Here is a 13,756-nt window from a genome sequence, read left to right on the forward strand (position 1 = left end):
ATTCGACATTTTCGCAGCGCGCCTGTGGGTAGTACGTGGGTAGAGTGCTCTGATTTGCACGATCCCAGATATTTTTGATGGAATTCAAGTCAGTTGAATGAACAGCGCGGTAGAGACATTCTCTGCCGTACAGCTACGCGCGATGCTTCCGCGCTTCCATGAGTTCACCGACAAGCACGCGGATTTCGTCGTCGCCCTTCCCGGCAATGCGGGCGTTCAAGATTGTCTGCACTTCGTCAGACGGCCACACGGCGAAACGCTCGCCCAACTTCACGGGGCGGGGAAACGTGCCCTTGTCGATATGGTTGTAGAGGGTGCTGCGCTTCATGCCGGTGATACGGGACACGTCGGCAGGGCGCATGAGCGTGCAGGCGGCGGGCGGCGCGGGGGTGTTGGCGTGGGTGTTCATGGTCGGGTATCCTTGTGCTTATCGAGACAAGGAAGACCCTAACGGCTCGTTCCAGAGCCGGTCATGGTGACAAATTCCTGCGAAAGTCAGATGCTTACGCTAGTTCTCCGCTCAAGTTCGGCCAATCTGCGCACGATGTACTTTATCTTGTCTTCGCGTTCGTCGTGCGGAAGCTGGGTCGCCCACTCGCCATAGTATGAAGACAAGAATGCTTCGGCAGCTTGGCGCTTGCTTGGGAAGTCGCCCCGTTTGAACGCGGCCAAGGCGTCGCGGTCCAATGCGGCCTTGGCCGGGTCAGGTTGCTTCTTGCCCACAGGTGGGTGCGGTACGTTGTCGTCTATCGGAAAGGTCCGCTTCGCCATCACACGGCCCCCGCGTGAAGTCGCACGACGTTACCGGCGGTTGCCTCGCCACGACAGAACGCCGCCCAATCTGCCATCATGGCGCGGCGACGCTCTACCATGTCGCTGCGCTGATACGCCCGTTCGACGGTCGAACCCACATTGTGGGCAAGGGCCATTTCCGACATGTGGTGGTCGTAGCCCCGTTCTGCCGTCCATACGCGGAAGGTCGAGCGCAGGCCGTGGGGCACGGCAGGAAGCCCGCTGTCGGGGTCTAGCCACCCTTTCCGCCCCGCCTTCAATTCGGTCGCGTGCATCCGGCGCATGACGGCTGACAGGGCCGCATCGGACAGGGCACCGCCCCGGACGGCAGGGAACACGTAGTCGGACCCTTCAACGCGCGGAAGCGCCTCTAGCACCGCAACGGCGGCGTCGGATAACGGCACGCGGTGGTCGCGTTCCATCTTCATGCGCGCGCCCGGTATCTTCCACATGCGTGCGTCTAGGTCGATTTCCTGCCACGTCGCGCCGCGTATTTCGCCCGAACGCGACGCGCACAACGTCAAGAATTCCAACGCCCGCGCGGCCATGCCATCGCGCTTGCGCAGGTCGGCAAACCATTTTGGAAGGTCCGCTTGTGAAAGGGCCGGTTGCTTCGTGACCTTCGCCACCTTGGAAGGCGTCGGCAGAAGTTCCTTTAGATTGCCCATCCATCGCGCCGGATTGTCGCCGGCACGGAAGCCCGCGACCGTGGCCCACGACAGGACGTTTTCAATGCGGCCACGAAGACGCGACGCGGTTTCGGTTCTGTTTTCCCACAGGGTGCCATCGTCAACCGGCTGGTTCAGCACTCGCAGAATGTCTTGCGTCGTGACGTGCGCAACGTTCATGTCGCCAATGACCGGCACCGCATACGCGTCCATGCTGCGACGCCAGTTCTTGCGGTGCCTATCGCTGCGAAATTCGCCTTCCTTCCGTGCGATGCACTTTTCAACGGCGTCTTTGAACAGGATGGACGTTGCGGCATCTATCTGCGCTTTCAGTTTCGCGGCGTTGCGTGCTTCTATGGGGTCGTTGCCTTCGCGTACGACTTGACGAAGGGCTTCGGCTTCTTCCCGCGCCTTCTTGAGCGGCACAAGTTCGTACTGGCCTAGCCCCATGGTGCGGGTCTTACCGTGAAGCGTGAACCGGAATTCCCAAGACTTCGTGCCCCACGTGCTGACTTGCAGGTAAAGCCCGCCGCCGTCTGACAGTCGCCCGCGTTGCTTGTGCGCTTTGATTTGCCGATCCGAAAGCCGGTGAATGCCGCTTGCCATAGCTGAGACCTACCCATTCTCTACCCCTAAAACATGAAGGAAACATGTAGACACATCAAGACCTATATGGATACAATGTTCAACTAAATAACTGATTTACATAGACAACACAGGGCATCGGCGAACATCGTCAGACGATAACTTGGTGGCCTCCTCCGCTACCACCACTCCACACATCCGTTTGACACCGTCCGGATAGGCGCGTTCGCCAAGGATCGTGTGGCGCGCCCGCAGCTTCTGGAAATTTTGCCCTTGGCTTTTGGACACCAAATCGAGGCGCCCGCTCCACACGCTGCATGGATAGCCCCACCTATTGACCGTCCTCGAACCGCTCGATGCGCTCAAACCGCGTCGTGAAGCCGGGGTCTCGGAGCGAGCCCGACAATGTCAGGCTCTGTTCTTCGAAACAGTCCGGCCCATCAGGGGTCCGGAACAGGGTCGCGTCGAACCTCACGCGATCGCCACGGGACAGCTGCGCAAGCCGATCGAACATGGGATTGGTTGGCTCGATGAGCGTCGCGTCGAACGTATCGGAGAACGCGTTGTTCCAGGTCTTCAAGACCGCATCGCCACCAATCGCGACGCCCAGCACACCCTTGCCCTCGCCGTTCGTCGTCAGCGTCCGGATCGTCCCGGTCCAGCCCCGAACCGCGGAGCCGGAAACCACCGCGCACATGGCCGCCTTTCGGTCCCGGCGCGCAGCGCCCCTTTGGAGGTCGTTCTCGGCTTCACGTGCGGTCGCGGCGGCAGCCGTGACAGCCTCGACGAACCTGCGTTGATCGTCAGGCACCGAATAGAAGGCATCACGTTCAGCCGCCTGGGCCACTTCGATCTCGGCCTGGCGTGCGGCTTCTGCTTCCTGTTGGGCACGCGCGGCCGCTGCCGCCTCGGCCGCCTCGGCGGCCTCCTGATCCCGGCGTGCCTGGTCGGCGGCTTCGCTTTCGGCCCGACGCGCCGCCTCGGCCTGACGCTCGGCCAGAACGGCGGCCCATTGAGCCGGATCGTCAATGCCGGCATCTCGTGCCGCTCTGTAGCTTGCCGCATCTGCAAAACCGGCCTCCTGGGCCAGCTGACTGTCCTGGTTGCCGATCAAAAACCCGAACGCGCCGAACGACACGATCATTGCAAGAAGGGCGAGCAGAAACCGGGATCGGAACGCCTTCTTGCGCTCTTTCCTGGCAAACAGCCAACGCAGCAAAAACCACACCGTCGCAAGCAATGCGACCAGCACAATCAACGCCAAAGCAATATCCATGGTTGCCCATCGCAAATCAGCAAAGTACATCAGACAGCAGCACCCATCGAACGTCAATTGGCCCGCCCAGGTCAGCTTCTACGTCCGATGTCACATCTGCGGTGTGCCGGCCGGAAGCAGCTGAATGCCGCAATTGACGCTGCCGCGGGACGTGCAACGAAGCTTGTGCGCCAGATCGCGGTGCATGCATCCGTGATTGCGGCCAAAACGGGTTATCATGGGCTCCAGATCGATCTCGGCGGAGTGATAGCAGGACGGATCGCGATAGACGGTCACGGTTTCGACCAGCACCGGTGTTTGCTTCTGCGCATTCCTGATCGCCTGAACGGATGCCTGCCGCCAATGCGCGCTGCAGGTTTTCGAGCAGCTCTTCATGGCGTTTCAGGATGCGGGATGCGGTGATACGACCTGCAAGGCGCGTCGGGCCGTCTCCGGTTCTGCAAGAACCGCCTCGCGTTCATGAAAGAGATCCGTCGAGCGGAAACCGATCAGGTACGGATCGCCAATACCGTTGGCGAGGCGATCGATCAGCCGGTCGATCTCGCGCTTGAGCTGATCGGAAGGGCGTTCAAACCGCATTCGATTGGCATCGGCCTCGGCCGGCGGTGGCGGTGCATGGCGGAGATTGGCCGACGCGCAATTGCTCGCCGCCCCGGCAAGACATCATCGCCGCAAGGCGGCGCATTTCAGCCGATGTCTGGAAATCGCGAAACGGAAGGGGTCCGCTCAGGTCGCATCGCCGCGACATGCGCTCGGCAACGGTGTCTTCCGACACAGTCGGCCGGTGATTGCTCCGCATTTTCGGGTGCCCGGAATGCGGCGATCGAGACATTGCCCGCGCCGTGGCGAATTGACATCCGTCAAGGAAGGCAGCGCGCCCTTGCTTTACCTTGCCATCATGTCACCCAGTCACCACGGCACCGAGCCTGTTTTTGACGTTACCGGGGTCACCAAGGTCTACACGTCGGGCGAGGTCGAGGTGCGTGCACTCGCCGGCATCGATCTCCAGCTCTTTGCGGGTGAGATCGCCGTCCTTCTGGGACCGTCCGGCAGCGGCAAGTCGACACTGCTGAACATAATCGGCGGTCTGGACCGCGCCACCTCGGGATCGGTTCTGTTCAACGGCCGCGACCTGACCGACTTCAGCGATCGCCAACTGACCCGCTTTCGCCGAGATCACATCGGCTTCGTGTTCCAGTTCTACAATCTCATCCCGAGCCTGACGGCCTGGGAGAACGTCTCTCTGGTCACCGAGGTCGCGCGTGATCCGATGACGCCCGACGAAGCGCTGGCCATGGTGAACTTGACAGATCGAATGTCGCATTTTCCCGCGCAGCTGTCGGGAGGAGAGCAGCAGCGCGTGGCAATAGCGCGCGCGATTGCCAAACGCCCCGAAGTGCTCCTTTGCGACGAGCCGACCGGCGCGCTGGATTCAAAGACCGGCGTGATCGTCCTCGAAGCGCTCACCCGGATCAACACCGAATTCGGCACGACCACCGCGATCATCACCCACAATGCCGGGATCCAGCAGATCGCCCACCGCGTCTTCCAGTTCCTCGACGGACGCATTGCATCAATGCATGTCAACGAAGCACGGATTGCGGCGACGGAGGTCGAATGGTGAAATGCTGAGCGCACTCGACCGCAAACTCGTCCGCGACCTGACGCGCCTCTGGGCGCAGGTGCTTGCGGTCGGGCTCGTCATTGCCTGCGGCGTCATGACGATTGTGCTGTTCGTCGGTGCGACCCGGTCACTCGATGAGACCCGGTCCGCCTTCTACGAACGCTACCGGTTCGCGAGCGTTTTCGCGTCGGCCAATCGCGCACCGGAGCGGCTCAAGCGTGATCTGGCCGCCATAGAAGGGGTAGCGGCCGTTGAAACGCGGATCGTCAAGGATCTGATTCTCGATATTGACGGCATGATAGAGCCGGCCGCCGGCATCGCCGTGTCGCTGCCGGACGCAGGCGAGGCACGCGTCAACAGGCTTTACCTGCGTCAGGGCAGGCTGCCGGAACCGGACCGGTCTGACGAAGTCGCGGTGGTCGAGACATTTGCATCCGCGCACGGCTTCCGCCCGGGTGACCGCTTCCGCGCCCAGATAAACGGCAAGAGCCGGGAGCTGACGATAACGGGCGTCGTTCTGTCGCCTGAGTTCATCTACGCGATCGGGCCCGGAGACATGGTTCCCGACCAGCGCCGATACGGAATCTTGTTCATGCCGCGCAAGACGCTTGCCGCCGCATTCGACATGACCGGATCGTTCAACAGCGCGGTCCTGACAACATTGCGCAATGCCGATGTCGAGGTCATCACGGAAGCCGTTGACGACCTGCTTCGGCACTATGGCGGCACCGGTGCGTATGGACGCGAAGACCAGACGTCGCATGCCTTTCTCGATGCCGAATTGACGCAGCTCGAGGCCATGGCGGGCGTCATTCCGCCGATTTTCCTGTTTGTTTCCGCCTTCCTGGTCAACATGATCCTGTCGCGCCTGATCGCCCTGGAACGCGAACAAATCGGCCTGCTCAAGGCAAGCGGCTACACAAGTGTCGGCGTTGCCTGGCACTACGCGAAGATGGTGCTCGCCATCGTCCTCGTCGGGCTCGTGATCGGCAGTGTCGCGGGCGCATGGCTGGGCGGATCGCTGGCGCGCCTCTACGCCCAGTTCTTCTCGTTTCCGTTCCTTGTCTTTGCCGGCAGCGCCGATCTCTATGTCATTGCGGCCGTCGTATCGGTGATCGCGGCGCTCGCCGGCGCTGCGAGCGCCATACGAACCGTTGTCGCCTTGCCGCCTGCAGTCGCAATGCGGCCGCCGGCGCCGGCGAACTACAGGAGCCTCGGTCTCGATCTTGGCATTCTGCATTCCGTTTTTTCACAGCTGACGACGATGGCGCTGCGCCACCTGTGGCGGAACCCGGTGCGCACCGGCCTCACCGCGTTGGGTACATCGTTCTCGGTGGCACTGCTTGTGACGGCGCTGTTTTCATTCGACTCCATTGACCACATGATCGACCAGATCTTCTTCCAGACCTCGCGCGAGGACGCGGTCATTGCTTTCGCCGGCGACCGGCACCCCGATGCCTTGCGTGCGGTGCGCCGCATGCCGGGCATTCTTGCCGCCGAGCCCTACCGGCAGGTACCCGTCACGATGTCCAACCGCCACATCGAAGAGCGGCTGGTCCTCGAGGGCCTGCCGTCGATGACGGATCTGACGCGTGTGCTGGACCGGGATCAGCTTCCGCTTGCCCTTCCGTCGAACGGAATCGTGCTCTCTGATCGCGTCGCCGAGCGGCTTGACCTGCGGGTGGGCGACCTCGCGTCCATCGAGGTCATGCAGCAAGATGACAGGATCGTCCACGTTCCCGTCGCCGGTACGATCCAGAGCCTCGTCGGTCTGACCGCATATATGGACCTCGAAGCCTTGAACAGGCTTGTGCGCGACGGCGACCGCATCAGCGGCGCCCGCGTCAAGCTCGATGCAGACCGGCTCGGCCAGACCTACGCGGCAGTCAAGGAAACACCCGGCATTTCCTCGATCGCACTGACCAACCTGTCGCGCGCGAATTTCCGCGCGACCATCGAAGAGAACATCGTCATCAGTATCACCATCTATACCGTGCTCGCGGTGATCATCACCTTCGGCGTGATCTACAACTCCGCACGTATCCAGCTTTCCGAACGCGGCAGGGAGCTTGCCAGCCTCAGGGTCTTTGGCTTCACGCGCGGCGAAGTCTCCTCGATTCTGATGATCGAACTGGGGGTCGTTGTCCTCTTTGCCCAGCCTCTCGGCTGGGCGCTCGGATACGGCTTCGCATGGTCGGTAGCGCAGGGATTTGAAAGCGATCTCTACAGGATTCCATTGGTGGTCGAGCAGTCGACCTATACGACCGCGAGCCTGGTCGTGACCGCAGCGGCCGTCGTCTCTGCGCTGGCCGTGCGCAGGCGCATCGATCGTCTCGACCTTATCGAAGTACTCAAGACACGGGAATAGTCTGATGAAAGGCACCTGGTCGAAATGGTTGTTTGGTCTGATCGCGATCGGCGTGATCGCTTACGGTGCGTTCCTTTCGCTGCGCGAGCGACCGGTGCTCGTCGATCTGGGGCAGGTCACCCGCGGACAGATGGTCGTCTTCGTTGACGAGGAAGGCGTAACCAGGGTGCGGGACGTTTATGCCGTCTCGTCCACGCTCGCCGGACATCTCGACCGCATCGATCTTGAGGAAGGCGATCTTGTCTCAAAGGGTGACGTCATCGCCACGATCCACCCGCTCGCTCCGCCGTTCATCGACGAGCGCACCAGAACCGAACTCGAGGCCGCGATCGAAGCCTCACGCGCCGCCGTGGCGCTGGCCAATGTCGAACATGCGCGCGCGCAGACCGCACTCCGGCTGGCGCAATCCGCATACGATCGTGCGTCACAACTCGCCAAGACGAGAATCGTCTCCGACAGCGATCTTGAGCGGGCCTATGGCGAACTCCAGATCAAGCAGGCCGAGGTTGAGAGCGCAATGGCGGGCATCAACCTGCGCCTGGCAGAGCTTGCCAGCGCCCAGGCCCGCCTCGCCCAGCCGGTCGACATGGCCGGAACCGGTGAAAACGGCCGATGCTGCGTCTCATTGCTCGCACCGATCGACGGCGTCACGCTTGCCATCAAGGTTCGCAGCGAACAGGCGGTCGCGGTTGGCACTGTCGTGGCCGAATTCGGGCGCCCCGACAATCTCGAGATCGCCGTCGATCTGCTGTCTTCAGATGCCGTTCGCATCGGTCCGGGCACCGAGGCCGTCATTTCGGACTGGGGTGGCGACCAGGACCTGCATGCCACCGTCCGGAAGATCGAGCCGGCCGCGTTCACGCAAGTGTCGGCGCTGGGCATTGAGGAACAGCGTGTCAATGCGGTTCTCGACATCGACGAGGTACCGGAAGGACTTGGCCATGGCTACCGCATCGTGGCGCGGCTTGCCCTCTGGCGGGGCGAAGACGTGCTTCAGGTTCCCATCAGCGCACTGTACCGTGACCAGGGCGAATGGGCGGTCTTCGTCGCCGAGAACGGGCGCGCGCGTATCAGGAGCGTTGAACTTGGACATCTGAACGATAGCGCTGCCCAGGTCTTGTCGGGACTGTCGGAGGGAGACGCGGTTATCCTGTTTCCGAGCGATGTATTGGCCGACGGCCGCGTGATTGCCGACCGGGCAAGCGAAGGCCGCTGACAACCGAGGGCGGCCTTGCGCGTTTGCTTGCCCGGTCTGTGTGCTTTTCCGGCAGCGAAACGGCTCTATCCGTGGCGCACGGCGTCGAAGACGGCTTCGTGCAATCGACGGTTTCGGAAACCGCTGGTTATACCGCTGGAGACTCCCCCGGGATATCGGAGGCACGGACTGAGCGGCCCGTTCAAAGCGGGAGACTTCGTTTTGCTCGCGTCGACAATCGCTCCTGACTGTCGGACATCGCCCGCCGCAATTTGGTCCGGTCGAGTTGATTGCCAGCATCTGCGAGGGCGGCAGTGCGATTCAAGATGATCTCTTCGGGTTCGTATCGCATCGCGCGCACGCCGTTTGTGCCTCGAACAAGCCAATCTGTCACTCGAGGTGGCTGCGTTCAAAAGGGTACGGGTCACGGCAGCGTGGCTTGGGACCGGATCAGAGCCCCCCGGCGTCCGGAGGCACTGCAACGGTTACGTCCGACGGCAGCCGCGCCGCGATGATCCGGCGCGCGTTTGCGAGGTCGTTGCCCTCGGCCCGGGCGCGTGCCGCCTCGGGCGTGTGATCATGCGCCAGCCAACGTTCGACGGTGCGCTTAAGCACCAGTTCCTCGGGTGTATCGATCCAGATCGACAGATCCCACAGCGGGGCAAGCGCATTCCATGGCGGTTCGTCGAACAGCAGATAGTTGCCTTCGACAATCGCCAGATCGCAGTCGGGCCCCACCCTGCCCGCTCCCGCCACCGCCAGATCCCGGCCACGGTCGAACAGCGGAAAGCAGACCTCTTCCTCGGACTTCAGGCGGCGCATCATTGCGACGAACCCGCCCGCATCGAATGTCTCGGGCGCGCCCTTGCGGGCACGCAGACCGGCCTCGTCCAATAGGCGGTTGTCGAGGTGAAAACCGTCCATCGGGACGTTCGCACTTGTGTGGCCGGCCTGCGCCAGGTGTTCCGTGAGTGCCGCGGCCAGGGTCGACTTGCCGCTTGCCGGCGCGCCGGCGATAGCCACCAGCCGACGCCGTCCCTTCAAGGGCAGGGCGGCGATGCGCTCCACAAGTTGCGCCGGCGGCTTGAGCGAATGTGACGCCAATAGCACGGTCATCGGCTATCCGCTCACGCCCGTGCCCGCGCGCCCCGAAGTCACGGAGGCGTGTCCGACGTAGCACTCAAGCGCCGCTTCACACCCGTCCGACCAGATCAGGCCGAGCCACCGGGCAAAGCTCTCGCGTAAGCCTTCATTGCCAGCCAGATCGCCGTAGAACTGCCGCTGTTCGAGCCATGCCGCCGGCCGGTCCCTGGCAGCCCTGGCGGCACCGACAAGTTCGTCCCAGAACGGATCGTTGGGCGCGATCGCCGAACCGTCCTCACGCGTGCCGTCACACATGCGGGCCCAGAGGGCCTCGACCAACGCCAAGCCCTCAATCGGCGCGCCTGCGGCGAGGGCATCGCGGACGATCGGCAGGACAAAGCCGGTGTGCCGCGACGACCCATCGAACGCGACACGCCGGGTCGTGTCGACGACGGCCGTGTTGCTGAAGCGCCGCTCGACCAAATCGATGTAGGCCGCGGGCGTCATGTTGGGAACGGCGGCCACGTGGGGCGCGATCTCCTCTCGCTGAACCTTGTGGAACAGCGACGAAACCAGGGGGTGGGCCATGCATTCGGCGATCGTTCCGATTGCCAGGATCTCGCCCGCGTTGGCGATCACCTGATGCCCCGCATTGAGAATGCGCAGTTTCATCGTCTCGTAGGCGTGCACATCGTCCGAAAAGGTCACCCCGACGCGATGCAGATCGGGCCGGCCGGCGCAGAAGTCGTCCTCCACCACCCACTGGCGGAAATCTTCGTGGGTCACCGGTGCGTCGTCCTCGATACCGAACGCTTGGACCAGCGCGATCTCCTGCGTTCCCGTTGCCGGGACAATGCAATCGACCATGGAGTTCGGGAATGTGCAGTGCGTGTCGATCCAGTCCGCCAGATCCGGGTCGGACAGGCGGGCCAATGACACGACGGTCCGGCGCAACACCCGGCCGTTTTCCTGAAGGTTGTCGCAGCTCAATCCGGTGAACGGGCCGTCGCCCGCTGCCCGGCGGCGCGCGAGGGCCGCGACCATCGCGCCAAAGGCGGTTCGGGGCCGATCCGGGTTGGCTGCGTCATGGCGGATGTCGGGATGGCCGGCATCGAAGCCCTGGCTGACCGGGTCGATGTAGTAGCCGCCTTCGGTGACGGTCAAAGCGACGATGCGGATGCCCGGATCGGCCAGTTGATCGATGAGCGGCCCGTTGCCGTCCTCGATCGGCAGATAATCGATCATCGGTCCGATGACTTCCGCCGATTTCCCCGACGGATCGAGCTCGATCAGCGTCGTCAGACAGTCTTGCGCCAGCAGTTTCTCGCGCATCTGCGCGTCATAGGGCCGAACCCCCGCGCCGATGATCGCCCAATCGAGCGCTTCGCCCTGCTGCATCAGCCGGTGCAGATACCAGGCCTGATGCGCCCGGTGAAAATTCCCGACGCCGATGTGGACGATGCCGGGGCGGAGCGCGCCCCGGTCGTAATGCGGGCGCGCGACGGAGGCCGGCAATTGGCCAAGTGTCGCCTGCGATAGCCGCATCAGTTCATCCAGTTCCCGCCATCGACATTGTAGGTCTGGGCGACGATGTAGTCGGCCTCGTCCGTGGCCAGAAAGATCGCCATCCCGGTCAGGTCGTCGGCCCGCCCCATCCGGCCAAAGGGAACCGCTTCGCCGACTTCCTTCTTCTTCTGGCCAAGCGGCTTGTTCTCATACCTGGAAAAAAACGCATCGACGCCATCCCAATGCTCGCCATCCACCACACCAGGCGCGATGGCGTTCACATTGATCCCGTGCCGGATCAGGTTGAGCGCGGCCGACTGGGTCAGGCTGATGACCGCGGCCTTCGTCGCGCAATAGACGGCGACGAGCGGCTCGCCCCGGCGGCCGGCCTGGCTGGCCATATTGATGATCTTGCCGCCTGCGCCGCCTTCGATCATGTGCCGTGCGACCGCCTGCAGCGTGAACAGCGTCCCGGCCACGTTGATGTCGAAGGCGCGCGCATAGTCCTCGCGGGTGATCTCGACGATCGGCGCGGCGGTGAAGACGGCGGCGTTGTTGATCAGGATGTCGATGCGGCCGAGTGCGGCCACGGTTTCGGCGACGGCCGTGTCGATGCTGTCCTGCCGCGTGACGTCCATTTCGATTGCCACTGCCGCATCGCCCAATGCTTGAGCGGAGGAACGTGCGCGCCCGATGTCGATGTCGGCGATCGCCACCCGCGCCCCTTCGCGCGCATAGGCTTCGGCAAGTGCAAGACCGATCCCCCGCGCTGCGCCGGTGATCAGGGCAGTCTTCCCCTCAAGGCGCATCAGTCGATCCTCAGCCCTTGTGCGTCGAACCGGTGCATGTGCTCGCGTCGGGGCGTCAGATGCACGTCCGCCCCGTAACTCAGGGCCCGCTCGCCAGGCGCCCGCACCGTCAACGGCTCGGCCAAGCCGTCACACTGCACATGAAAAAACGTGTCGGATCCGAGGTGTTCCGACACGCCGATCGTGCCCTTCCACGCCCCATCGGTCTCCGAGATGTCGATGTGCTCGGGCCGGATGCCGATCGTGGCGGCGTCGTGCTTGGCCGCTTCCGGCCCGGAGATGAGGTTCATCTTCGGCGAGCCGATGAAGCCGGCGACAAACGTGTTGCGTGGACGCCGGTAGAGCTCGAGCGGCGATCCCACCTGTTCGATCACGCCGGCCTGCAGAACGACGATCTTGTCAGCCATGGTCATCGCCTCCACCTGATCGTGGGTGACATAGATCATCGTGGTCTTCAGGCGCTTGTGCAGTTCGGAGATTTCCAGCCGCATGCCAACGCGCAGCGCGGCATCGAGGTTCGACAGCGGCTCGTCAAACAGAAATGCGGACGGCTCCCGCACGATCGCGCGGCCGATCGCGACACGCTGGCGCTGACCGCCGGAGAGCTGGCCCGGCCGGCGGTCGAGATAGTCCGTCAGGTTGAGCACCTCGGCCGCCTGCTCCACGCGGCGCTTCTGTTCGGCGGGGGCGAGCCGGGCCATGCGCAGCGGGAATGCGATGTTCTTGCGCACGCTCATATGCGGATAAAGCGCATAGGACTGGAACACCATGGCCAAGCCCCGCCTGGCGGGCGGCACCTCGGTCGCGTCGGTGCCGTCGATGACGATCTTGCCGTCGGTCACGTCTTCGAGTCCGGCGATCAGGCGCAACAGGGTCGACTTGCCGCAGCCTGAAGGGCCGACAAAAACGACAAACTCCCCGTCCTCGATTTCGAGGTCCAGCTCCGGGATGACGGTGACATCACCGAACCTCTTCTTCACCTGGTCGAGCACAATGCGTCCCATGGTGGGTCCCCTTACTTCACCGCGCCGAATGTCAGGCCGCGGACGAGTTGTTTCTGGCTGAACCAGCCGAGCACCAGGATCGGCGCGATCGCCATGGTCGAGGCGGCGCTGAGCTTGGCGAAGAACAGACCCTCGGGGCTGGAATAGCTGGCGATGAAGGCCGTCAGCGGCCCGGCTTTGGCCGCGGTCAGGTTGAGGGTCCAAAAGGCCTCGTTCCAGGCGAGGATGAAGTTCAAAAGGATGGTCGAGGCGATGCCCGGAACGGCCATCGGCGTCAGGATGTAGAGGATCTCTTCGCGCAGCGACGCCCCGTCCATCCGCGCCGCCTCGAGGATCTCGACCGGGATTTCCTTGAAGTAGGTGTAGAGCATCCAGACGATGATCGGCAGGTTGATCAGCATCAGCACCACGACAAGGCCGATGCGCGTGTCGAGCAGGTTGAACTGCACGAAGATGAGGGAGATCGGATAGAGCACGCCGACTGCGGGCAGCATCTTGGTCGACAGCATCCAGAGCAGGATGTCCTTGGTGCGCTTGGACGGCACGAAGGCCATCGACCACGCCGCCGGCACCGCGACGAGAATGCCCAGAAGCGTGGACCCGCCGGCAAGGATTACCGAGTTCCACAAGAAGCGCATATAGTCCGACCGCTCCTGCACGATGGCGTAGTTTTCCAGCGTCCAGTCGAAGAAGAAGAACAGCGGCGGATCGTTGATCGCCTGGGCTTCCGTCTTGAAGCTGGTCAGGATCGTCCAGTAGATCGGGAAGAAGATCAGCAGTCCGATCGCCCATGCGACGGCGGTTGTGATGACCTTGCGGCGTGTTGTGGTTGCCCGTGCCATGTCT

General features: G+C 63.1%; 14 protein-coding genes. 3 read left to right on the forward strand and 11 right to left on the reverse strand.

The window, feature by feature from the left end; genetic code table 11:
• Positions 1-133 precede the first annotated feature (133 nt).
• From ACOQOU_RS05420 to ACOQOU_RS05445, 6 genes are all read right to left on the reverse strand, one after another.
• Positions 134-409 carry a helix-turn-helix transcriptional regulator gene (locus ACOQOU_RS05420; RefSeq protein WP_306026531.1) on the reverse strand — a complete coding sequence of 92 codons (276 nt, stop codon included), beginning with the start codon at positions 407-409 and terminating at the stop codon, positions 134-136.
• A gap of 86 nt (positions 410-495) precedes the next feature.
• Positions 496-771 (reverse strand): hypothetical protein, encoded by a 276-nt coding sequence (locus tag ACOQOU_RS05425; protein WP_306026530.1) that lies wholly within the window; start codon positions 769-771, stop codon positions 496-498.
• Positions 771-2,066, reverse strand: a complete 1,296-nt coding sequence (locus ACOQOU_RS05430) for a tyrosine-type recombinase/integrase (protein ID WP_306026528.1) — start codon at positions 2,064-2,066, stop codon at positions 771-773. Before ACOQOU_RS05430 ends, ACOQOU_RS05425 begins: the two co-directional genes overlap by 1 nt.
• A 310-nt stretch (positions 2,067-2,376) precedes the next feature.
• The gene (locus ACOQOU_RS05435; RefSeq protein WP_420578850.1) at positions 2,377-3,378 is read right to left on the reverse strand and encodes a hypothetical protein; all 1,002 of its coding nucleotides are present in this window, start codon (positions 3,376-3,378) and stop codon (positions 2,377-2,379) included.
• 33 nt (positions 3,379-3,411) lie between these two features.
• Complete coding sequence (locus ACOQOU_RS05440; RefSeq protein ID WP_109768269.1) at positions 3,412-3,696, reverse strand: hypothetical protein; 285 nt, start codon at positions 3,694-3,696, stop codon at positions 3,412-3,414.
• Between the two features lie 6 nt (positions 3,697-3,702).
• The gene (locus tag ACOQOU_RS05445; RefSeq protein ID WP_306026526.1) at positions 3,703-3,900 is read right to left on the reverse strand and encodes a hypothetical protein; all 198 of its coding nucleotides are present in this window, start codon (positions 3,898-3,900) and stop codon (positions 3,703-3,705) included.
• A gap of 319 nt (positions 3,901-4,219) precedes the next feature.
• Between ACOQOU_RS05445 and ACOQOU_RS05450 the strand changes: the two genes are divergently transcribed.
• The 3 genes from ACOQOU_RS05450 to ACOQOU_RS05460 are packed head-to-tail and all read left to right on the forward strand — an operon-like array spanning position 4,220 to position 8,529.
• Positions 4,220-4,945 carry an ABC transporter ATP-binding protein gene (locus tag ACOQOU_RS05450; RefSeq protein WP_109768299.1) on the forward strand — a complete coding sequence of 242 codons (726 nt, stop codon included), beginning with the start codon at positions 4,220-4,222 and terminating at the stop codon, positions 4,943-4,945.
• A gap of 1 nt (position 4,946) precedes the next feature.
• On the forward strand, positions 4,947-7,313 hold the full coding sequence (locus ACOQOU_RS05455) for an FtsX-like permease family protein (protein ID WP_109768271.1): 2,367 nt from the start codon (positions 4,947-4,949) through the stop codon (positions 7,311-7,313).
• A 4-nt stretch (positions 7,314-7,317) separates the two neighbouring features.
• Positions 7,318-8,529 carry an efflux RND transporter periplasmic adaptor subunit gene (locus ACOQOU_RS05460; protein ID WP_306026525.1) on the forward strand — a complete coding sequence of 404 codons (1,212 nt, stop codon included), beginning with the start codon at positions 7,318-7,320 and terminating at the stop codon, positions 8,527-8,529.
• A 429-nt stretch (positions 8,530-8,958) separates the two neighbouring features.
• Here the strand turns inward: ACOQOU_RS05460 and ACOQOU_RS05465 are convergent, their stop codons facing one another.
• From ACOQOU_RS05465 to ACOQOU_RS05485, 5 genes are read right to left on the reverse strand one after another with little or no spacing between them, the layout of a single operon-like run.
• Positions 8,959-9,576, reverse strand: a complete 618-nt coding sequence (locus tag ACOQOU_RS05465; protein ID WP_420578851.1) for a nucleoside/nucleotide kinase family protein — start codon at positions 9,574-9,576, stop codon at positions 8,959-8,961.
• A 51-nt stretch (positions 9,577-9,627) separates the two neighbouring features.
• Positions 9,628-11,136 carry a mannitol dehydrogenase family protein gene (locus tag ACOQOU_RS05470; RefSeq protein ID WP_306025163.1) on the reverse strand — a complete coding sequence of 503 codons (1,509 nt, stop codon included), beginning with the start codon at positions 11,134-11,136 and terminating at the stop codon, positions 9,628-9,630.
• The gene (locus tag ACOQOU_RS05475; RefSeq protein ID WP_306025180.1) at positions 11,136-11,909 is read right to left on the reverse strand and encodes an L-iditol 2-dehydrogenase; all 774 of its coding nucleotides are present in this window, start codon (positions 11,907-11,909) and stop codon (positions 11,136-11,138) included. The genes ACOQOU_RS05470 and ACOQOU_RS05475 overlap by 1 nt, the downstream gene beginning before the upstream one ends.
• A complete protein-coding gene (locus ACOQOU_RS05480; RefSeq protein WP_306025162.1) occupies positions 11,906-12,910 on the reverse strand; it encodes an ABC transporter ATP-binding protein in 1,005 nt (334 codons plus the stop codon). Before ACOQOU_RS05480 ends, ACOQOU_RS05475 begins: the two co-directional genes overlap by 4 nt.
• Positions 12,911-12,921: 11 nt before the next feature.
• Complete coding sequence (locus tag ACOQOU_RS05485) at positions 12,922-13,752, reverse strand: carbohydrate ABC transporter permease (protein WP_306025161.1); 831 nt, start codon at positions 13,750-13,752, stop codon at positions 12,922-12,924.
• Positions 13,753-13,756 lie beyond the last annotated feature (4 nt).

The organism is Oceaniradius stylonematis (genome assembly GCF_965223445.1).
GTDB lineage: Bacteria > Pseudomonadota > Alphaproteobacteria > Rhizobiales > Rhizobiaceae > Roseitalea > Roseitalea stylonematis.